Source organism: Streptococcus gingivalis, from assembly GCF_035544715.1.
GTDB lineage: Bacteria > Bacillota > Bacilli > Lactobacillales > Streptococcaceae > Streptococcus > Streptococcus gingivalis.
The window spans coordinates 484,871-507,077 of sequence record NZ_JAYKTO010000002.1; the positions used below are offsets into that span (position 1 = coordinate 484,871).

Annotated in this window: 18 protein-coding genes; 16 read left to right on the top strand and 2 right to left on the bottom strand. The window is 43.4% G+C overall.

Translation table 11 applies throughout. From position 1 onward, the window contains the following. Positions 1–185: 185 nt before the first annotated feature. The 16 genes from rsgA (at position 186) to glnA (ending at position 19,924) form a co-directional block, all read left to right on the top strand. Positions 186–1,064, top strand: coding sequence for a ribosome small subunit-dependent GTPase A (gene rsgA / locus SM122_RS08830; RefSeq protein WP_155170282.1), 879 nt, complete (start codon positions 186–188; stop codon positions 1,062–1,064). A 14-nt stretch (positions 1,065–1,078) separates the two neighbouring features. Next, complete coding sequence (gene rpe, locus SM122_RS08835; RefSeq protein ID WP_155170280.1) at positions 1,079–1,738, top strand: ribulose-phosphate 3-epimerase; 660 nt, start codon at positions 1,079–1,081, stop codon at positions 1,736–1,738. After that, positions 1,731–2,363 (top strand): thiamine diphosphokinase, encoded by a 633-nt coding sequence (locus tag SM122_RS08840; protein WP_155170338.1) that lies wholly within the window; start codon positions 1,731–1,733, stop codon positions 2,361–2,363. Before rpe ends, SM122_RS08840 begins: the two co-directional genes overlap by 8 nt. Position 2,364: 1 nt before the next feature. Continuing rightward, positions 2,365–3,615: a DNA recombination protein RmuC gene (locus SM122_RS08845; protein ID WP_155170278.1), complete on the top strand. Its 1,251-nt coding sequence runs from the start codon at positions 2,365–2,367 to the stop codon at positions 3,613–3,615. Beyond that, positions 3,602–4,546, top strand: a complete 945-nt coding sequence (locus SM122_RS08850) for a 3'-5' exoribonuclease YhaM family protein (protein WP_037608119.1) — start codon at positions 3,602–3,604, stop codon at positions 4,544–4,546. The genes SM122_RS08845 and SM122_RS08850 overlap by 14 nt, the downstream gene beginning before the upstream one ends. Positions 4,547–4,681: 135 nt before the next feature. After that, a complete protein-coding gene (purR, locus tag SM122_RS08855; RefSeq protein ID WP_003012466.1) occupies positions 4,682–5,497 on the top strand; it encodes a pur operon repressor in 816 nt (271 codons plus the stop codon). Between the two features lie 23 nt (positions 5,498–5,520). Beyond that, positions 5,521–6,087 (top strand): hypothetical protein, encoded by a 567-nt coding sequence (locus tag SM122_RS08860; protein WP_195327005.1) that lies wholly within the window; start codon positions 5,521–5,523, stop codon positions 6,085–6,087. Between the two features lie 205 nt (positions 6,088–6,292). Then, positions 6,293–6,706, top strand: coding sequence for a 30S ribosomal protein S12 (gene rpsL, locus SM122_RS08865; protein WP_003003125.1), 414 nt, complete (start codon positions 6,293–6,295; stop codon positions 6,704–6,706). 19 nt (positions 6,707–6,725) lie between these two features. Further along, entirely contained in the window at positions 6,726–7,196 is a 471-nt protein-coding gene (rpsG, locus tag SM122_RS08870; RefSeq protein WP_003003105.1) for a 30S ribosomal protein S7, read from the top strand. A 303-nt stretch (positions 7,197–7,499) separates the two neighbouring features. Then, a complete protein-coding gene (gene fusA, locus SM122_RS08875; RefSeq protein WP_155170276.1) occupies positions 7,500–9,581 on the top strand; it encodes an elongation factor G in 2,082 nt (693 codons plus the stop codon). 280 nt (positions 9,582–9,861) lie between these two features. After that, a complete protein-coding gene (gene gap / locus SM122_RS08880) occupies positions 9,862–10,872 on the top strand; it encodes a type I glyceraldehyde-3-phosphate dehydrogenase (protein WP_324738258.1) in 1,011 nt (336 codons plus the stop codon). A gap of 234 nt (positions 10,873–11,106) precedes the next feature. Next, positions 11,107–15,906, top strand: a complete 4,800-nt coding sequence (locus SM122_RS08885) for an endo-beta-N-acetylglucosaminidase (RefSeq protein ID WP_324738259.1) — start codon at positions 11,107–11,109, stop codon at positions 15,904–15,906. Between the two features lie 203 nt (positions 15,907–16,109). Next, complete coding sequence (locus SM122_RS08890) at positions 16,110–17,309, top strand: phosphoglycerate kinase (RefSeq protein ID WP_031573909.1); 1,200 nt, start codon at positions 16,110–16,112, stop codon at positions 17,307–17,309. A 268-nt stretch (positions 17,310–17,577) separates the two neighbouring features. Then, on the top strand, positions 17,578–18,111 hold the full coding sequence (locus SM122_RS08895; protein ID WP_195327003.1) for an FUSC family protein: 534 nt from the start codon (positions 17,578–17,580) through the stop codon (positions 18,109–18,111). 67 nt (positions 18,112–18,178) lie between these two features. Beyond that, complete coding sequence (locus tag SM122_RS08900; RefSeq protein ID WP_003008872.1) at positions 18,179–18,538, top strand: MerR family transcriptional regulator; 360 nt, start codon at positions 18,179–18,181, stop codon at positions 18,536–18,538. Positions 18,539–18,577: 39 nt separating this feature from the next. After that, entirely contained in the window at positions 18,578–19,924 is a 1,347-nt protein-coding gene (gene glnA, locus SM122_RS08905; protein WP_324738260.1) for a type I glutamate--ammonia ligase, read from the top strand. A 253-nt stretch (positions 19,925–20,177) separates the two neighbouring features. Here glnA and rnjA read toward each other — a convergent pair whose 3' ends face one another. Together rnjA and SM122_RS08915 are read right to left on the bottom strand one after the other, a co-directional pair. Continuing rightward, entirely contained in the window at positions 20,178–21,860 is a 1,683-nt protein-coding gene (gene rnjA, locus SM122_RS08910; protein ID WP_324738261.1) for a ribonuclease J1, read from the bottom strand. Between the two features lie 3 nt (positions 21,861–21,863). Then, positions 21,864–22,094, bottom strand: coding sequence for a DNA-directed RNA polymerase subunit epsilon (locus SM122_RS08915; protein ID WP_003008866.1), 231 nt, complete (start codon positions 22,092–22,094; stop codon positions 21,864–21,866). Between the last annotated feature and the right edge of the window lie 113 nt (positions 22,095–22,207).

Here is a 22,207-nt window from a genome sequence, read left to right on the forward strand (position 1 = left end):
TAAAGATTGTCTATTATAACAGCAATCGAATGACTACGTAATTGACTACGTTTTTATTTATTTAAGCAATATTTGACCATGCCCAAAATATAGTAAAATCAACTAACCGCACTTAATGGATATCTAATGGTAATCGTTTTAAAATTTTGGTATAATAGATAGTATTAATCTCAAAGGAGTGCGATTTGCAAGGAACCATCGTCAAGGCCTTGGCTGGCTTCTACTATGTGGAGTCAGACGGCCACATTTACCAGACACGGGCTCGTGGAAATTTTAGAAAAAAAGGACAGACTCCTTATGTGGGGGATCAGGTGGAGTTTTCAGCTGAAGAGAATTCAGAAGGCTACATCTTGAGTATTGCCCCTCGAAAAAATAGCCTCGTGCGCCCTCCGATTGTCAATATTGATCAGGCAGTAGTCATCATGTCGGCTAAGGAGCCGGATTTTAATGCCAATCTCTTGGATCGTTTTCTGGTCCTTCTAGAGCACAAGGGGATTCATCCCATTGTCTATATTTCAAAACTGGACTTGTTAGAAGATATGGCAGACATCCACTACTACCAAGGAATCTATCAGGCTATTGGCTATGATTTTGTCTTGTCGATTGAGGAACTTTTGCCCCTTTTAACCCATAAAACTACCGTCTTTATGGGACAGACCGGTGTGGGAAAATCGACCTTGCTCAATAAAATCGCTCCGGACCTGGAGCTTGAAACGGGTGAGATTTCAGATAGTCTGGGGCGTGGTCGACACACGACTCGAGCTGTCAGCTTTTACTATCTAAATGGTGGCAAGATTGCAGACACCCCTGGTTTTTCATCCCTTGATTATGAAGTGACAACCAGTGAAGATTTAAATCAAGCCTTTCCAGAGATTGCGGACGTGAGCCACTCTTGTAAATTTCGTACCTGTACCCACACGCATGAGCCTGCTTGTACGGTGAAACCAGCCGTTGAAAGAGAGGAAATTGCGACTTTCCGATATGAGGATTACTTGCAATTTCTAAGTGAGATTGAAAATCGTCGCGAAACCTATAAAAAAGTTTCGAAAAAAATGCCAAAATAGGAGACAATAGAAGAATGAAAACAATGAAAATAGCACCCTCAATTTTGAGTGCAGATTATGCCAATTTTGAAAGTGAGTTGAAACGCTTAGAAGCAGCTGGAGCCGACTATGCTCATATCGATGTCATGGATGGTCATTTTGTGCCAAATATCAGCTTTGGGGCTGGAGTGGTAGAGAGCATGCGTCCGCATAGCAAGTTGGTCTTTGATTGCCACTTGATGGTGACCAATCCCGAACACCACATTGAAGAATTTGCCCGTGCAGGTGCAGATATCATCAGCATTCATGTGGAAGCGACTCCTCATATCCACGGAGCTCTTCAAAAAATTCGTCAAGCCGGTGTGAAAGCTAGTGTTGTGATTAATCCAGGAACTCCTGTAGACAGTATCAAACACGTCTTGAACTTGGTGGATCAAGTCTTGGTCATGACCGTTAATCCAGGATTCGGTGGTCAAGCCTTTCTTCCAGAAACAATGGACAAGGTGCGTGAATTAGCGGCTCTTCGTGAAGAGAAAGGATTAGACTTTGATATCGAAGTCGATGGCGGAATTGATGGCCAAAGTATTTCTCAAGCAAAGGAAGCCGGGGCTAATGTTTTTGTAGCGGGCTCTTATGTCTTTAATGGAGATGTCAATGAGCGTGTGCAAACGCTCCGAGATGCCATCAATGGTTAATATAGGAGTATTGGCAGGTGGAGATTCTTCTCTACTACCAAAAGATCAAGAGCTTTACGTAGGTGTCGACGGAGGCTGTTTGAAGTTGCTGGAACAAGGCTTGCCTTTAGATATGGCTGTGGGGGATTTTGATTCCATTTCTGAAACTGATTTGAGCAAGATCCAAACCCAAGCCAAGCAAGTGGTTCAATCCGTCCCTGAAAAGAACGATACGGATTTGGAATTGGCCTTGAAAGTAGCCTTTGAGGCCTATCCAGATGCTGCTGTCACCGTTTATGGTGCCTTTGGCGGTCGCTTGGATCACTTTTTGTCCAATATCTTTTTGCCGACCGATCCAGACCTAGCTCCCTACATGGAGCAGATCCAATTAGTCGACGGTCAAAATCGCTTGATCTACAGACCAGCTGGTTGCCATGAGATTCAGCCAGATCCAGCCATGTCCTATGTTGGTTTTATGCCTGTCGGACAAGGTCGCTTAGAGATCACAGGAGCTAAGTATCCGCTCCATCAGGAGAATTATTTTTTGAAGGCCATGTATGGCTCCAATGAATTTTTGGATCAACCGATTCAAGTGAGTCTTGATCGTGGCTATCTTGTCATTGTTTATAGTAAAGACAGAGGTTAATATGAATATCATTCTGCTTCTGATTGGCCTGCTCAATCTGGGCCTCCTCATCTATCTCTTGCAACGGTCAGATGATACCAGACCGGCTTTACGAGAGATGCTGGAAGACCACGAGGATCATTTGACAGACCAGTTGGACTATCGTTTTGAAAAAGAAAGACAAGCAAGCCAGATTGCCAATCAGCAGTTAGAGATCGCGCTGACAGATCGCTTAACCGAGATGCGAGTAGAGATCCACCAGCAGACGACGGCTCTGCGCGCTGAGATGAATGAGCACTTTACTAAAAATCGGGACAAAACAGATGAGCGCATGCGCCAGATCCAAGAGTCCAATGAAGTGCGGCTAGAACAGATGCGCCAAACGGTAGAAGAAAAATTGGAGAAAACCTTGCAGCACCGCTTGCAGACCTCCTTTGAGACGGTTTCAAAACAATTGGAGTCGGTCAACAAAGGGTTGGGAGAAATGCAGACAGTGGCGCGGGATGTCGGAACCCTTAATAAAGTTCTCTCCAATACCAAGACGCGTGGGATTATGGGCGAATTGCAGCTAGGCCAAATCATTGAAGATATCTTGACCCCAGCCCAGTATGAGCGGGAGTTTGTCACCGTTCCCCAATCTAGTGAGCGCGTGGAGTATGCTATTAAGCTACCAGGACAAGGAGAGGAACCAGTCTATCTGCCGATTGACTCTAAATTCCCACTGGAAGACTACTATCGTCTGGAAGAAGCTTATGAATCAGGAGAGAAAGAGGAGATCGAGCGTTACCGCAAGGCCCTTCTTGCTAGTATCAAGCGTTTTGCTAAGGATATCCAACAAAAATACCTCTTTCCACCAGCGACAACGAATTTCGGAATTCTCTTTTTGCCAACTGAAGGCCTCTATTCCGAAGTGGTTCGCAATCCAGAATTCTTCGATCGCTTGCGTCGGGACGAACAAATTTTAGTGGCTGGTCCAAGTACCTTATCAGCCCTCTTGAACTCCTTGTCTGTTGGCTTTAGAACGCTCAACATCCAAAAGAGTGCAGATGACATTAGCAAGGTGTTGGGATCGGTCAAATCAGAATTTCATAAGTTTGGAGGGATTCTGGCCAAGACTCAGCGCCATTTAAAGAATGCTTCCAATAATATTGATGATTTGCTAACCAGACGGACCAGTGCCATCGAGCGGACACTCCGCCAAATCGAAAGCGATGAGGACCTGCTGGGACTAGATGTATATATAGAAGATGGAGAAGATGATGGTCAAAATTAACCAAATGAAAAAAGATGAATTGTTTGAAGGATTCTATTTGATCAAGTCAGCAGAAGTGCGTCAAACGCGGGCCGGGAAAAACTACCTCGCCTTTGTCTTCCAGGATGAGACCGGTACAATCGAAGGTAAACTATGGGATGCCCAACCTCACAATGTAGAGAGTTTTATGGCTGGGCGCGTGGTCCATATGTCTGGACGTCGAGAAGTTTACAATAATACTCCGCAAGTCAATCAATTGAACATGCGCTTGCCACAAGCAGGAGAGCCCAACAATCCAGCAGACTTCAAGGAAAAACCACCAGTAGATCCTAAAGAATTGCATGAATACTTGTCAAACATGATTTTCAAAATTGAAAATCCAGTCTGGCAACGGATTGTCCGTGCCCTCTATGGGAAATATGAGAAAGAGTTTTATAGTTATCCAGCTGCTAAGACCAACCACCATGCCTTTGAAGCAGGCCTTGCTTATCATACGGCAACCATGGTCCGCTTGGCAGATAGTATCGGAGATATCTATCCTCAGTTGAATAAGAGCTTGCTCTTTGCAGGGATTATGTTACACGATTTGGCCAAAGTGATTGAGTTGACGGGCCCTGAGAATACAGAATACACTGTTCGGGGCAACCTCATCGGCCACATTGCACTCATCGATGAAGAAATCACCAAGGTCTTGCAAGACTTGAAGATTGATGATCAAAAAGAAGAAGTCATCGTCCTTCGCCATGTGATCTTGAGTCACCATGGCTTGCTGGAATACGGTAGTCCTGTTCGTCCAAAGATCATGGAAGCAGAGATTATTCATATGATCGATAATTTGGATGCGGAAATGATGATGATGACAACAGCACTTGGCTTAATTGGTCCTGGCGAAATGACCAATAAAATCTTTGCTATGGAAAATCGTTCCTTCTATAAACCGAATCTCGACTAGTAAAAACAGAGATAAATACGGGAATGATTCTGCCAAAAATAAAATAATCAGGAAAAAACGGCCTTCTGTAAATCAGAATGTTCGTTTTTTTCGCTTCTTATGGTATAATGATAGAAAAAACTACATGGTGAGAAAATGAAATTAAGAAGAAGTGAACGGATGGTCGTAATTTCTAATTACTTGATCAACCATCCCTATGAATTGACTAGCCTCAATACGTTTGCGGAAAAGTATGAGTCTGCCAAGTCTTCCATCTCAGAAGATATCGTGATTATTAAGCGGGCTTTTGAAGAGATGGAAATCGGAAATATTGAGACCATTACAGGAGCTGGTGGAGGCGTGATCTTTACACCGTCTATCTCAGATCAAGAATCCAAAGAAATCGTCGAGGATCTTTGCAAGCAACTGTCTGAAAGTGATCGTATCCTTCCTGGTGGCTACATTTACCTGTCTGATCTTTTGAGCAATCCGAAGATTTTGAATCGGATCGGCCGCATCATTGCCAAAGCCTTCCGAGATAAGAAGATTGATGCTGTCATGACCGTAGCGACCAAGGGAGTTCCTTTAGCGAATGCAGTGGCCAATGTCTTGAATGTTCCATTCGTCATTGTCCGTCGTGATTTGAAAATCACAGAAGGGTCAACCGTTAGTGTCAACTATGTTTCAGGCTCAAGTGGGGATCGCATTGAGAAAATGTTCCTTTCAAAACGGAGCCTAAAAGCAGGAAGCAGGGTCTTGATTGTCGATGACTTCCTTAAAGGTGGCGGAACGATTAACGGGATGGTCAGTCTCTTGGCTGAATTCGATTCTGAATTAGCAGGGGTAGCTGTCTTTGCGGATAATGCTGCAACCGACCGTGAATTCTTTGAACACAAATCCTTATTGCGCGTGACCAACATCGATGTGAAAGAAAATAAATTGAGTGTCGAAGTTGGGAATATCTTTGATTAAGAGCAACAAAGGAGGATCAAAAAGTGAAAAGAATTTTAGATCGATTTGATAATAGTCCTTTGTGGATTCGCTTGGTGACAGTTCTGTCTCTATCCTTTATTTTGGTAGCTGGTTTGTATACCGTTAAAAAGAATACGGCTGCCCAGGTAACGACAGAAATTCAACCTGCTAAAAAGACAGGTTCCCTTCCAGTGAAAAAGGAAACAAAGGAAGAAAAAGAAAAGAAGGAAGAAAAGAAAAATACAGAAGCTGCTGAAAAAGCAGTCGTTCAAATGGAAACAACGCCAAGTCAAGATTCTGTGAACGCTGCCCAAGCTGCTGTGAAGAAAGTCAAAGATGCGACTCAAAAGCAATCGCTTGAGGCCCGTATCCAATACATCGCTAACTATTATGGACTGACCTATGAGAGCGACACAACGGCAACACAGCAGACTCAAACAGACGCTAATGCCAACACGAACGCGAACGCAAATACTAATGCCAATGCTGGAGTAGCTGGAGCCAATGCGACAGTTCAACCACAACAGCAACAACAGTATGCTCCGGCTGCAGATGCAGGGGCAGAAGAACCTGCTCAAGCTGGTCAATAATGAACTTTTTCGACTTCTTTAAAAAATAAAAAAACATCTTGCAATCAAAGTGCCGTCATGTTATAATAATAGACGGTACTTTTTACTTTTGGTCTCTCAAGAGTGTACAGGGACGTGCTGACAAATGTTGCAAAAGTACACACAGATGGTAGCTGTCACCAAGTGTACCATCACCAAAAATAAAAAATTTCACAGGAGAATGTAGATGCCTACAATTAACCAATTGGTTCGCAAACCGCGTAAATCAAAAGTAGAAAAATCTAAATCACCAGCTTTGAACGTTGGTTACAACAGTCATAAAAAAGTTCAAACAAACGTTTCTTCACCACAAAAACGTGGTGTTGCAACTCGTGTTGGAACAATGACACCTAAAAAACCTAACTCTGCCCTTCGTAAATTTGCCCGTGTACGTTTGAGCAACTTGATCGAAGTGACTGCTTATATCCCAGGTATCGGACACAACTTGCAAGAACACAGCGTGGTTCTTCTTCGTGGTGGACGTGTAAAAGACCTTCCAGGGGTACGTTACCATATCGTCCGTGGAGCACTTGATACTGCAGGTGTAAACGATCGTAAACAAGGCCGTTCTAAATACGGTACTAAAAAACCAAAAGCATAAGGAAAGGGGATAAAGAAAAATGAGTCGTAAAAACCGTGCGCCTAAACGCGATGTATTGCCAGATCCGCTTTACAATTCACAATTAGTTACTCGTCTTATCAACCGCGTTATGCTTGATGGTAAACGTGGTACAGCTGCTTCAATCGTATACGGAGCTTTCGAACAAATTAAAGAAGCTACTGGAAACGACGCTCTTGAAGTATTCGAAACAGCTATGGAAAACATCATGCCTGTACTTGAAGTACGTGCTCGCCGTGTCGGTGGTTCTAACTACCAAGTCCCAGTTGAAGTTCGTCCAGAACGTCGTACAACACTTGGACTTCGTTGGTTGGTAACAATCGCTCGTCAACGTGGTGAACACACAATGGTTGATCGTCTTGCAAAAGAAATCTTGGATGCAGCGAACAACACTGGTGCTGCTGTTAAGAAACGTGAAGATACTCACCGTATGGCTGAAGCTAACCGTGCATTCGCACACTTCCGTTGGTAAGATCATGATGCTAGGAACGGCAAGGATGCAAAGTGAAAATAGGAAACTGACGCAGTATTCGATGAATACAAGGAAGTTTATCTTTTTCACACAGCATCCCGTTCCGGCTCAGATCGGTTAACTTGAGCTTTTAGCCCGAGTTCAATTAAGCTTCGTCAGCTCTTGAACCCAATTCAACCTTCTTACGAGTTGAAACCAACAAATCATGAAAACACTGAGAACGGGTAGGTCCTGCCTATCCGTTTTTATTAAATCATGTTATAATAGAATATAGAAATAAAAAATATAGGAGAAACAAACCTCATGGCACGCGAATTTTCACTTGAAAAAACTCGTAATATCGGTATCATGGCTCACGTCGATGCTGGTAAAACAACTACAACTGAGCGTATCCTTTACTACACTGGTAAGATTCACAAAATCGGTGAAACTCACGAAGGTGCGTCACAAATGGACTGGATGGAGCAAGAACAAGAACGTGGTATCACTATCACATCTGCCGCTACAACAGCTCAATGGAAAGACACTCGTGTAAACATCATCGACACACCAGGACACGTGGACTTCACTATCGAAGTTCAACGTTCACTCCGCGTTTTGGACGGTGCTGTAACCGTTCTTGACTCACAATCAGGTGTTGAACCTCAAACTGAAACAGTTTGGCGTCAAGCAACTGAATACGGAGTTCCTCGTATCGTATTCGCTAACAAGATGGATAAAATCGGTGCTGACTTCCTTTACTCAGTAAGCACACTTCATGACCGTCTTCAAGCAAACGCTCACCCAATTCAATTGCCAATCGGTGCTGAAGATGACTTCCGCGGAATCATTGACTTGATCAAGATGAAAGCTGAAATCTATACTAACGACCTTGGTACAGATATCCTTGAAGAAGATATTCCAGCTGAATACCTTGAACAAGCTCAAGAATACCGTGAAAAATTGGTTGAAGCAGTTGCTGAAACTGATGAAGACTTGATGATGAAATACCTTGAAGGGGAAGAAATCACTAACGAAGAATTGAAAGCTGGTATCCGTAAAGCTACAATCAACGTTGAGTTCTACCCAGTACTTTGTGGTTCTGCCTTCAAGAACAAAGGGGTTCAATTGATGTTGGATGCGGTCCTTGACTACCTTCCAAGCCCACTTGATATCCCTGCAATCAAGGGTGTAAACCCAGATACAGACGAAGAAGAAGAACGTCCAGCATCTGATGAAGAGCCATTTGCAGCTCTTGCCTTCAAGATCATGACTGACCCATTCGTAGGTCGTTTGACATTCTTCCGTGTTTACTCAGGTGTCTTGAACTCAGGTTCATATGTATTGAACACTTCTAAAGGTAAACGTGAACGTATCGGACGTATCCTTCAAATGCATGCCAACACTCGTAAAGAAATCGAAACAGTTTACTCTGGGGATATCGCTGCTGCCGTTGGTTTGAAAGATACTACAACTGGTGACTCATTGACAGATGAAAAAGCAAAAATCATCCTTGAATCAATCGAAGTTCCAGAACCAGTTATCCAATTGATGGTTGAGCCTAAATCTAAAGCAGACCAAGACAAGATGGGTATCGCCCTTCAAAAATTGGCTGAAGAAGATCCAACATTCCGCGTTGAAACAAACCCTGAAACTGGTGAAACAGTTATCTCTGGTATGGGTGAGTTGCACTTGGATGTCCTTGTTGACCGTATGAAACGTGAATTCAAGGTTGAAGCAAACGTTGGTGCTCCTCAAGTATCTTACCGTGAAACATTCCGCGCTTCTACACAAGCACGTGGATTCTTCAAACGTCAATCTGGTGGTAAAGGTCAGTTTGGTGATGTTTGGATCGAATTTACTCCAAACGAAGAAGGTAAAGGATTCGAGTTCGAAAATGCGATCGTCGGTGGTGTGGTTCCACGTGAATTCATCCCTGCAGTAGAAAAAGGACTTCAAGAATCTATGGCGAACGGTGTTCTTGCTGGCTACCCAATGGTTGACGTGAAAGCGAAGCTTTACGATGGATCATACCACGATGTCGACTCATCTGAAACTGCCTTCAAGATCGCTGCATCTCTTGCTCTTAAAGAAGCAGCTAAATCAGCACAACCAGCTATCCTTGAACCAATGATGCTTGTAACCATCACAGTTCCTGAAGAAAACCTTGGGGATGTTATGGGTCACGTAACTGCTCGTCGTGGACGTGTAGACGGTATGGAAGCACACGGTGCAAGCCAAATCGTTCGTGCTTATGTGCCACTTGCTGAAATGTTCGGTTACGCTACTGTCCTTCGTTCTGCAACTCAAGGACGTGGTACCTTCATGATGGTATTTGACCACTACGAAGATGTACCAAAATCAGTACAAGAAGAAATCATTAAAAAAGCTAAAGGTGAAGCTTAATTTACCAAAGCTAAAAAAACTCTTCCCACTTTGGGAAGAGTTTTTCTTTGTTCCAAAAGTGAGTACAAGTAAAATAGCGCTTTTCCTATCGATCAAGACTTTGTGAAAAACTTTAATAAAAGAGGTGGTGATCTATGATAAATCTTGCTTTTCGTTGGGAAATAGTTGCTTTTTAATGCAATAAAGTATATAATAGAGACTGTTAAAAGATGTTTGGCGCTGTGTCAAGTTACTCTTTTCACAAAAAATTTTTTTGATTTTCATAAGGAGGAAATCACGAATGGTAGTTAAAGTTGGTATTAACGGTTTCGGTCGTATCGGACGTCTTGCTTTCCGTCGTATCCAAAACGTAGAAGGTGTTGAAGTTACACGCATCAACGACCTTACAGATCCAGTTATGCTTGCACACTTGTTGAAATACGATACAACTCAAGGTCGTTTCGACGGTACTGTGGAAGTTAAAGAAGGTGGATTCGAAGTTAACGGTAAATTCATTAAAGTTTCCGCTGAACGTGATCCAGAACAAATCGACTGGGCTAACGACGGTGTAGAAATCGTTCTTGAAGCAACTGGTTTCTTTGCTACTAAAGCAGCTGCTGAAAAACACTTGCATGCTGGTGGTGCTAAGAAAGTTGTTATCACTGCTCCTGGTGGATCAGATGTTAAAACAGTCGTATTTAACACTAACCACGATATTCTTGATGGTACTGAAACAGTTATCTCAGGTGCTTCATGTACTACAAACTGCTTGGCTCCAATGGCTAAAGCTCTTCAAGATAACTTCGGTGTTGTTGAAGGATTGATGACTACTATCCACGCTTACACTGGTGACCAAATGATCCTTGACGGTCCACACCGTAAAGGTGACCTTCGTCGTGCACGCGCTGGTGCTGCTAACATCGTTCCTAACTCAACTGGTGCTGCTAAAGCAATCGGTTTGGTTATCCCTGAATTGAACGGTAAATTGGACGGAGCTGCACAACGTGTTCCTGTTCCAATTGGATCAGTTACTGAATTGGTAGTTGTTCTTGACAAGAACGTTACTGTTGATGAAGTGAACGCAGCTATGAAAGCAGCTTCAAACGAATCATACGGTTACACTGAAGATCCAATCGTTTCTTCAGACGTTGTAGGTATGTCTTACGGATCATTGTTTGACGCAACTCAAACTAAAGTTATTGACGTTGACGGTAAACAATTGGTTAAAGTTGTTTCATGGTATGACAACGAAATGTCTTACACTGCACAACTTGTTCGTACTCTTGAATACTTCGCAAAAATTGCTAAATAATTCATGCGTATGATGAGAGGAGGGAAACCTCCTCTTTTTTTGTACTTTTTTTAGGACTTTCTCATCATATTATAGGAATTGGCAAAATAGATTGACAGTGCTAAATAGATTAGGGTATCCTATTCTTGATTGGAGATTTCTAATACAATAAAATGAAAGCGATTACAGTTCGTAGAGAAAGGAGCCAATGGAAATCGCTCAAGAAAAAGAAAAAAACCATACAAGGAGGTCAAGATGAAAGGTCATCTATTTGAAAAGAAAGAACGATTTAGTATACGAAAATTCAGTGTGGGAGTTTGCTCCGCATTGATTGGGTTAGCATTTTTAGGAACAGGAGCTGTCTCTGCAGATGAGACAGTTTCTACTAGTGAACAACCCTTAGAAACATCTTCAGTAGCGACAGAAGATGTCAATCATCTAGTGAGAGAAGCTGGCGTCTATACTGCAGATGCGGCCTTGCCTGCTGCAGAAACGGAAAAACCAGTCGCAGAAGCGGTCGCTCCGGAGGCTAGTCCTACAAGTACAGAAGCTAGCTCGACAACTACAGATACTCCAGCTGTTTCAGAGACTGAAAAACCGAAAGCTGCTGCAGAAAAAGTGGCCGATTTACCAACCAATGAAGAAAAACAATTAAGATCCAAAGAAGTTAAGTTCGATACCTGGGATGATCTCTTGAAGTGGGAACCAGGAAAACGAGTGGATGACGATATGAACAGAGCAAGCGTTCCACTTGCGAGCCGCTTTCAAGGGAAACAAATTAATGAACAAGCCAACCCTGAAGCGAAGATCCAAGCACTGTCAAACATGAACTCCAAAGCCAAGGATCATGCGTCTGTCGGCGGGGAAGAGTTTAAGGCCTATGCTTTTGATTACTGGCAATATTTGGATTCCATGGTCTTTTGGGAAGGACTGGTTCCATCAGCAGATGTGATTGATGCAGCCCACCGAAATGGGGTTCCTATTTATGGAACACTCTTTTATAACTGGTCTAGCAGCATCAAGGATCAAGAACATTTTGCAGAAACCTTGAAAGAAGATAGTGAAGGCTCTAAAACTTTCCCGATCGCCCGTAAATTAGTCGAACTTGCCAAGTACTATGGCTTTGATGGTTACTTTATCAACCAAGAAACGACCGGAAATCTTGTAGAACCATTGGGTCCAAAATTGAGAGATTTTCTTCTTTATACCAAGGAATATGCGAAAAGTCTGAACTATCCGATTAAGTATTCTTGGTATGATGCTATGACCTATGAATATGGCCGTTACCATGAGAATGCGCTGGGAGAATACAACTACAATTTCATGCAGCCAGAAAATGGGGAAAACCCAGTGGATACCTTCTTTGCTAACTTTAACTGGGGCAAATCAGAAGTGGATTATTCCATCAGTACAGCCAAATGGATTAAGCGCAATCCTTATGATGTTCTAGCTGGACTTGAGCTCCAAAAAGGTGGCTCTTATAAGACTAATGTAGACTGGAATGCCATTTTAGATGAACATGGCAAGTTGCGTCTATCTCTTGGTCTTTATGCGCCAGATACCATTACAGGTCTAGGAAAGACTGGAGAAGGTTACCATACTCATGAAGATCTATTCTGGACAGGTTTCCAAGGAGATCCGACTAAAGGAAAACCAGCAGACCAATCTTGGTACGGAATGTCTAATTTGGTTGTGGACAAAACCCCAATCACTAGTGAAGATTTCAATACTTCCTTCAATACTGGTCACGGAAAACACTGGTTTGTGGATGGCAAGATTTCTAAAGAAGGGGAATGGAACTACCGTTCTGTTTCTGGCTACCTTCCAACATGGCGTTGGTGGGTAGAGCATAGTGAAGATAGTACACCATTAAAAGGTCGCTATGATTTTGATCAAGCTTACAATGGAGGAAATTCTCTAGCTTTTGAAGGAGATTTAAAAGCCAATAGCAGTCAAAATGTCATGCTCTATTCGACCAAGATTCCTGTGACAGAAACGACAAAATTGAGCGTCAGTCATAAAGGTGGGATCGGAGCAGCTGCCTGGGTAGCTGTTGCCACCAAAGAAGACTACTCTGAATACGAATGGAAAGAATTGACACCGAGTGCGGATTGGTCTACTCAAACCTTTGATTTGGGAAGTTTGGCTGGCAAGACCATTTATGCTGTGAAGATGTTCTTTGACCATGATACGGATGTTAAAGACTACAAATTTAATCTCGGCCAATTGTCGATTACTTCAAACCAAGAGAAACCAGCGACTCCAGCAGAAGTATCCGTTCGAGCAAAACGCCTACAAAATGCGCAAGAAGCAGAAGCAGTCCTCAATTTTAAAGGGGTAGCAGATGCGGATTATTATGAAGTCTATGAAAAAGATGGCGATAACTGGCGTCTCTTAACAGGGTCTTCTGCGACAACCGTCTATCTACCAAAAGTTAGCCGTTCAGCAAGTGCTGAAGGAACTACTCAGGACCTCAAGGTTGTGGCAGTTGGAAAGAATGGTCAACGTTCAGATGCGGGAACCGTGGCCTTTGATTGGGGCATGACCGTGTCAGATACCAGTCTTCCAAAAGCTTTAGCGCCAAACGTAGTCATCGGAGCCAAAGTGATCGGTTCAAGCTTCCCAGATGCGGATGGTAGTGAAGGCATTGAAGGCATGTTAAATGGGACTATTACCAGTCTTTCAGATAAATGGTCTTCTGCTCAATTGAGTGGAACCGTCGATATCCGCTTGACACAACCTCGGACCATTGTTCGTTGGGTCATGGACCATGCTGGTGCTGGTGGAGAGTCTGTCGATGATGGCAAGATGAATACCCGTGACTTCGACCTTTACTACAAGGATGAAGCCGGTGAGTGGAAATTAGCCAAGGAAGTTCGTGGCAATAAAGCCCATGTATCTGACATTACACTTGATCATCCGATCAAGGCTCAAGACTGGCGTCTCCATGTCATTACAGCCGATAACGGCACCCCATGGCAAGCCATCCGGATTTACAACTGGAAGATGTATGAAAGTCTGGATACTGAAACGGTCAACATCCCGATGAAACATGCTGCAGCGCAAAACCTAGGTAATCATTTTGTCCAAGTCGGTTTCAAAGATGTCCCAGCTCATACTACTCTGACTCTTTATGCCGATAAAGAAGCCACTAGTCCAATTGCGACCATGACAGCCGATCAAGCTGGAAATCTCATCTTTAAACCGCTCGCTTTTGAATCAACCCCATCTCTTCTTTACTATCGTGCGCAAGAACCTGGAAAAGATATCAGTAATGTTCTGGCGATCGAAGTTCCAAAGAATGATAAAGAAATTGCGGGACTTCAATTTGAAGATGGTTTGACCAAGAAGGTTTACCGGGAAGGGGATGCTCTTTCCTTGAAAGGGGCAACTCTCCGCGTTCATTATAAAGATGGCCAAGCAGATCAACTGGTCAATCTCACCAACTCAGGTGTAGAGATTCATGGATTTGACAGTAGCAAGCTTGGAGAACAACACCTAGAAGTCTCTTACCTTGGTCAGAAATTGGATAAGACCCTCACTGTTTTTGTGGTCAGTGCAGAGGAAGCAGGTGAAAAAGCAGTTGCTGGTCTAGAATTGACCGACAAACCAAAAGTGGAATATATCGTCGGAGAAGCATTGGAGAAAGAAGGCGGACGCTTTACAGTCGTCTTTGAAGATGAAACGACCGAAACGCACGCCTTGACCGATGAAGGTGTTGAAATAACTGGCTTTGATACGACCAAGGAAGGTCGTCAAACCATCACTGTCCATTACAAAGGAGCTAGCACAAGCTTTGATGTCCTCGTCAATCCAAAACCAGCTCTCAACGATGAATACCTCAAGCAAAAATTGGCTGAAGCTGAAGCTGCAAAAGCCAAAGTAGACTTTACTTTTGCCACTCCTGAAGTCAAAGAAGCCTTGCTAGCTGGAATGGCTGCTTCTGAAAAAGTCTTGAAAGAGCATGATACCAGCACACAAGATCAAGTCAATGAGCAGTTGAACCAATTGACCGCTCTCTTGAAAGCCTTGGATGGTCAAGCTAATCTAACAAAAGAAAAAGAAGCTCTCTCTGTCCTAACAACAGAAGCGACTGCTCTATTAGCGAGCAAGCCAAATCACCCTTCTGGTGAAGCTTTGCAGGCACTGGTTGAGAAAAATAAAGAGCTCCTAGCTTCTTCAGAGCTCACTCCTGAAGCGCTTGAAACAGCTAAGACAGGTCTAGAGACCTTGATTGCGCTCCTGAAAGAAGATAAGCCAGCGGTCTTTGTAGACCCTGCGACTGGAGTCGAAGTTCAATTCTCCAACTTAGAGCCAACCGTTGTCAAAGGACTAAAAGTTGCAAAAGTTGAATCCAATCAGGCAGAAAAAGAAGAGCTGAAGGGTCGAGAAGGAATCGTCTTTGATATCGAAGGCGTGGATGCAAGCGGTCAAGATATCGATACCCACCATCCATCACTTGTGAAAATTCCTGTGGATAAGGATAAAGAAGTGGAGCAAGTTCTCTTCTTCCCAGAAGGTCAAGCTCCTCAATCCTTGGCCTTTGAGAGAGTCGGAGATGTAGTCATCTTTACAGCACCTCACTTTACTCACTATGCGATTGTCTATAAGCCAGCACAAACGGAAGGACCAGATCAACCGATCCAACCAGATCAACCGGCTAAACCAGATCAGCCTGTTCAACCGGCTCAACCGGCTCAACCAAATCAGCCAGTCCAACCAGCTGTCCCAGTGATTCCAGAACCGGCTAATCCACTGAAGCCTACAGAGTCTTCTCAAGTGGATCAGTTGGCCCCAACGACTTCTACTCAAGCGGGTCATCAAGAGGAAAAACACAAGGATATGGTTGATCAAGAGATCCATCAGTTGTTAAGTGCCCACCAAGGGGGGAACGCACAGCCAACAGTTCAGCAAGAAACAAAAGATGCCAGCAAAGAAAGTCAATCGGAACACTTACCAAATACGGCAAGCCTAGAAGCTTCCTTTGCAGCTGAAGCTGTTCTCCTAGCAGCCTTAGGCGGCTTCCTCTTGGCTGGTAAGAAGAAAGAAGAGTAAGTCTTTTACAGGATTCTTTCGTTCACTTAAAAAGTCACTCTCAAAAAAACCTCTCTGGTGAAAACTAGAGAGGTTTGATCTTGTATCTAGAAGTGTCGTTCGGATCCTGCGAATTAGAGGGGAAAAGCATTGGATTTTTCTACCTCTTTTACAGCTTTTGTGATATAATTATCATGTATTAAAAAAAGAAGGAGTCATATCTAATGGCAAAATTGACTGTTAAAGACGTTGACTTGAAAGGGAAAAAAGTTCTCGTTCGTGTTGACTTCAACGTTCCTGTAAAAGATGGCGTGATCACTAACGATAACCGTATCACTGCAGCTCTTCCAACTATCAAGTACATCCTTGAACAAGGTGGACGTGCAATCCTCTTCTCTCACCTTGGACGTGTAAAAGAAGAAGCAGATAAAGAAGGTAAATCACTTGCTCCTGTAGCTGCTGACTTGGCTGCTAAATTGGGTCAAGAAGTTCAATTTATCCCAGGTGTTACACGTGGTGCTGAATTGGAAGCAGCTGTTAACGCTCTTGAAGATGGACAAGTTCTCTTGGTTGAAAACACTCGTTTCGAAGATGTTGATGGCAAGAAAGAATCTAAAAACGATCCTGAACTTGGTAAATACTGGGCATCACTTGGAGATGGTATCTTCGTAAACGATGCATTTGGTACTGCTCACCGTGCACACGCATCTAACGTTGGTATCTCTGCAAACGTTGAGAAAGCTGTTGCTGGATTCCTTCTTGAAAACGAAATTGCTTACATCAAAGAAGCAGTTGAAGCTCCAGAACGTCCATTCGTAGCTATCCTTGGTGGATCTAAAGTATCTGACAAGATCGGTGTTATCGAAAACTTGCTTGAAAAAGCTGATAAAGTTCTTATCGGTGGTGGGATGACTTACACATTCTACAAAGCACAAGGTATCGAAATCGGTAACTCACTTGTAGAAGAAGACAAATTGGATGTGGCTAAAGCTCTTCTTGAAAAATCAAACGGCAAATTGATCTTGCCAGTTGACTCAAAAGAAGCGAACGCATTTGCTGACTACACTGAAGTGAAAGACACTGAAGGTGAAGCAGTAGATCCAGGATTCCTTGGTCTTGATATCGGTCCTAAATCAATCGCTAAATTCGACCAAGAATTGACTGGTGCGAAAACAGTTGTATGGAACGGACCTATGGGTGTATTTGAAAATCCTGACTTCCAAGCTGGTACAATCGGTGTGATGGACGCTATCGTGAAACAACCAGGCGTTAAATCAATCATCGGTGGTGGTGACTCAGCTGCTGCTGCGATCAACCTTGGCCGTGCAGACAAATTCTCATGGATCTCTACTGGTGGTGGTGCTTCTATGGAACTCCTTGAAGGGAAAGAACTTCCAGGATTGGCTGCTCTTACAGACAAATAATCTAAATAGAATGAAAGAGGCTGGGACAAAAGTCCTAGCCTCTCAATTATTTTTGGATTGTCGAGCAAGACGCAGTGGTTGAGTGGGCTCTACTACGCTGATTTCATCAGCTTTTACACCCCTACTCAACTGTGCGGAGGTGGGACGACGAAATCGAATTCTAACGAATTGCCGATTTCTGTCCCACTCTCTTTTTTCTTTCTATTGATATCTGTTCTCTCCTTTCTGAAAATATGGTAGAATAATAGAAATAGAAAGATAGGTGACCATGGATTACTTTAAACGACACAAATTTGATTGGTCCAAATTCCGTTTGGGGATGAGAACCTTTAAAACAGGGATTGCCGTTTTTATTGTACTACTTATTTTTGGAATATTTGGCTGGCGAGGCCTTCAGATCGGGACTTTGACAGCTGTTTTTAGTTTGAGGGAAGACTTTGATAAGAGTGTCCATTTCGGGGCTTCGCGTGTCATGGGCAACAGTATCGGAGGTTTTTATGCTGTATTGTTCTTCCTTTTAAAAACGTTCTTTCATGGGGCGTATTGGGTGACTCTGATTTTTGTACCCATTGCGACCATGTTAACCATTATGACAAATGTTGCTATGAATAACAAAGCAGGAATTATTGGAGGAGTTTCGGCAATGCTGATCATTACCCTCTCGATTCCTAACGGAGAAACCTTCTTGTATGTTTTTGCCCGAATATTTGAGACCTTTATTGGCGTTTTCGTTGCGATTTTGGTCAATTCGGATGTGGATCGCATTCGCGATTTTCTCAAGAAACACAAAAAACCTATGTAAGATTATGTAACATTTAATCTTGACATAGATTTTTTTTTCGATATAATAGAATAGAAAGAGGAATGGTATGAAGGAAAAGGAATTACGACGCTCGCTGGCAGTCTTTCCGATTGGCAGTGTTATGAAGCTGACCGACTTGACAGCTCGCCAGATTCGTTATTATGAAGATCAGGGATTGATTTCTCCTGACCGGACAGAAGGCAATCGCCGCATGTATTCGTTGGACGATATGGACCGCTTGCTTGAGATCAAAGATTATATCTCAGATGGCTTCAATATTGCGGATATTAAGAAGAAATATGCGGAAAAAGAGCAAGAGCAAACCAAGGTTGTCAGTCAAGAAGAGATCCGTAAGGCTCTTCATCGTGACATTCTTCAGCAAAGTCGCTTCACATCTTCCCCATCGCCATATGGTCAATTTCGTTGATCATTTCATAAGCTTGTAATCTATTTTAAGGAGACAAAAATGTCAATTACTGCTGCAGATATTCGCCGTGAAGTAAAAGAAAAAAATGTTACTTTTATTCGCTTGATGTTCTCTGATATTTTGGGAACCATGAAGAACGTCGAAATTCCAGCTACCGATGAGCAACTGGACAAGGTTCTTTCAAACAAAGCCATGTTTGATGGTTCTTCTATCGAAGGATTTGTCCGTATCAACGAGTCAGATATGTATCTTTACCCAGATTTGGATACATGGACAGTCTTTCCTTGGGGAGATGAAAATGGTAGCGTAGCTGGCTTGATCTGTGATGTCTATACGACAGAAGGAGAACCATTTGCAGGGGACCCACGTGGCAACTTGAAACGTGCCCTTCGTCATATGGAAGAACTTGGATTCAAATCCTTTAACCTTGGTCCAGAACCAGAATTCTTCCTCTTTAAGTTGGACGAAAATGGAGATCCAACTCTTGAAGTAAACGACAAAGGTGGCTATTTTGACTTGGCTCCAACAGACCTTGCAGATAACACTCGTCGTGAAATCGTAAATGTCTTGACCAAGATGGGCTTTGAAGTAGAAGCCAGCCACCACGAAGTAGCCGTTGGTCAGCATGAAATCGACTTCAAATATGATGAAGTGCTCCGCGCTTGTGATAAGATTCAAATCTTTAAACTCGTTGTGAAGACCATCGCTCGTAAACACGGTTTGTATGCAACCTTTATGGCCAAACCAAAATTTGGAATTGCTGGATCAGGTATGCACTGTAATATGTCTCTCTTTGACCAAGATGGCAACAATGCCTTCTTTGATCCAGAAGATCCACGTGGAATGCAGTTGTCAGAAACCGCTTATCATTTCTTGGGTGGTTTGATCAAGCATGCCTACAACTTTACAGCAGTGACCAATCCAACTGTTAACTCATACAAACGTTTGGTTCCAGGATATGAAGCACCCGTTTACATCGCTTGGGCGGGCCGCAACCGTTCCCCATTGGTACGTGTGCCAGCATCACGTGGTATGGGAACTCGTTTGGAATTGCGTTCCGTAGACCCAATGGCCAATCCTTATGTAGCCTTAGCAGTCTTGCTTGAAGTCGGCCTTCACGGTATCGAAAACAAAATCGAAGCACCTGCTCCGATCGAAGAAAATATCTATGTGATGACACCGGAAGAACGTAGAGCCGCTGGAATCACAGATCTCCCTTCTACCCTTCACAATGCCTTGAAAGACTTGACAGAAGACGAAGTGGTGAAAGCTGCCTTGGGTGAGCACATCTACACCAGCTTTCTTGAAGCCAAACGAATCGAATGGGCAAGCTATGCTACCTTCGTATCTCAATGGGAAGTAGACAACTATTTAGATCTTTATTAAGAAACAAGAGTAAAGAGGCTAGGACAAAAGTCCTAGCCTCTCAATTATTTTTGGATTGTCGAGTAAGACGCAGTGGTTGAGTAGGGCTCTACTACGCTGATTTCATCAGCTTTTACAGCCCTACTCAACTGTGCAGAGGTGGGACGACGTAATCGAATTCTAACGAATTACCGATTTCTGTCCCACTCTCTTTTTGATCCTCAAAAAGTCACTATAAAACCAGTTGAAACAGTGGTCTCAACTGGTTGTTTTTTTAATTTTCGTCATCTGGTGTGAGAATCATTGGAATAATGATGGGTTCACGTTCCGTGCTTTCGTACAGGAATGGACGAAGAGCATTGACAATCGCACCATTAACGGTTTGGATATTGGCATCTTTGTTCTTCAAGGCGATACGAATGGCATTGAAGAGGATGCGTTGGCTTTCACGGATCAGGTCTCCTGATTCACGCATGTAGATGAAACCACGGCTCAAGATATCTGGTCCTGCCAGAATCATCTTCGATTTGAAGTCAACAGTCGCAACAGCAAGCACAACACCGTCTTCGGAAAGGTCTCTCCGGTCACGAAGAACAGCAGCCCCGATTTCCCCGATGCGGTTTCCATCGACATAGATATCTTGAGCATTGAAGCTTCCTGCGATCCGAGCAGAGTTAGCTGTAAGAGCGAGGACATCACCATTACTCATGATGAAGATATTGTCTTTTTCTACTCCACAATCACGCGCAAGTCCTGCGTGGATCTTCTGCATCCGGTATTCACCATGGACAGGCATGAAGTATTTTGGTTTGATCAAGCGGAGCATGAGTTTTTGTTCTTGTTTCCCCCCGTGTCCAGAGGTATGGATGTTGTTGATCTTCCCGTGAATGACCTCTACACCCGCTTCAGAAATCGTATTGATCAATTTATTCACACTGGTTGTATTTCCAGGAATTGGACTAGAAGAGAAGATCACGGTATCTCCTGGTTGGAGTTGCACTTGGCGGTGTGTTCCGTTGGCAATCCGAGAGAGGGCTGCCATTGGCTCTCCTTGGCTTCCTGTACACATGATCAGGATTTCATTGGCTGCATAGTCTTTGATCTCATTTGGCTCGATAATGGTTCCAGCAGGGACCTTGATGTAGCCAAGCTCGATTCCATTGACGATGGCTTTTTCCATCGAGCGTCCAAAGACGACGATCTTACGACCGGTCTTAACAGCGGCCTCAGCAGCTTGTTGGAGACGGAAGATATTCGAAGCAAAGGAGGCAAAAATGATGCGCCCATGGATGCCTTCGATGATCTTCATGATGGATTGGCCAACCACTTTTTCAGAGTTAGTAAAGGTTGGGATTTCCGCGTTGGTTGAGTCTGAAAGCAGACAGAGAACGCCTTCTTCCCCAAGGGCCGCCATACGATGGAGGTCAGCCGGTTCCCCAACAGGTGTGAAGTCAAATTTGAAGTCTCCGGTACAGACAATCTTTCCTTGAGGGGTGTGAATCACAATTCCCAAAGGTTCTGGAATCGAGTGAGTCGTACGGAAGAAGGTTGCTTTAAGATTTTTAAATTGAAGCTCAGTGTTTTGGTTGATTTCGTAGAGTTTGGCATCACGAAGAAGCCCGTGCTCTTCTAATTTTCCACGGATTAAGGCAAGCGCCAAAGGCCCAGCATAGATAGGGACATTGGCTTGCTTCAAAAGGAAAGGAATCCCACCAATGTGGTCTTCGTGCCCGTGGGTAATGAGGACCGCTTTGACGCGATCGATATTGTCAACGATATAAGAGTAATCTGGGATTACATAGTCGATCCCAAGGAGGTCATCTTCTGGAAATTTGATCCCGGCATCGACAATGATGATTTCATCTTGGTATTCGATCCCGTAGGTATTTTTTCCGATTTCTCCAAGTCCACCAATGGCAAATACACCAACTTCTTCAGGTTTTAAGGTATAAGCCATGGATTAGTACTCCGTTAGTTCAAAAGCACCTGACTCTTTCTCGTAAGCAAGGTGTTGCTCAGAAAGTGGTGTGATAAATTCAATGTTGAAATCTGTGTTTGCTTCAACCAATTGACGTGCTTGGATGCGTCCTTCGCGTTCGTTTGGTGCATCAATATCGAGATAAAGTGCATGCGTTGTTTCACGACGAGGGTTGCGGTCTTTTGTTTCCTGATAAAAAACTTTGTAAATCATGAAGTAATTTTCCTTTCATTATTTCGGTCCATTTGTTAGCTGCGAAGGAGTGCAATCACTAGAGTTTCCTACTCGCAACCAGTGGACCTGATTCGATACAATTAATTATCATT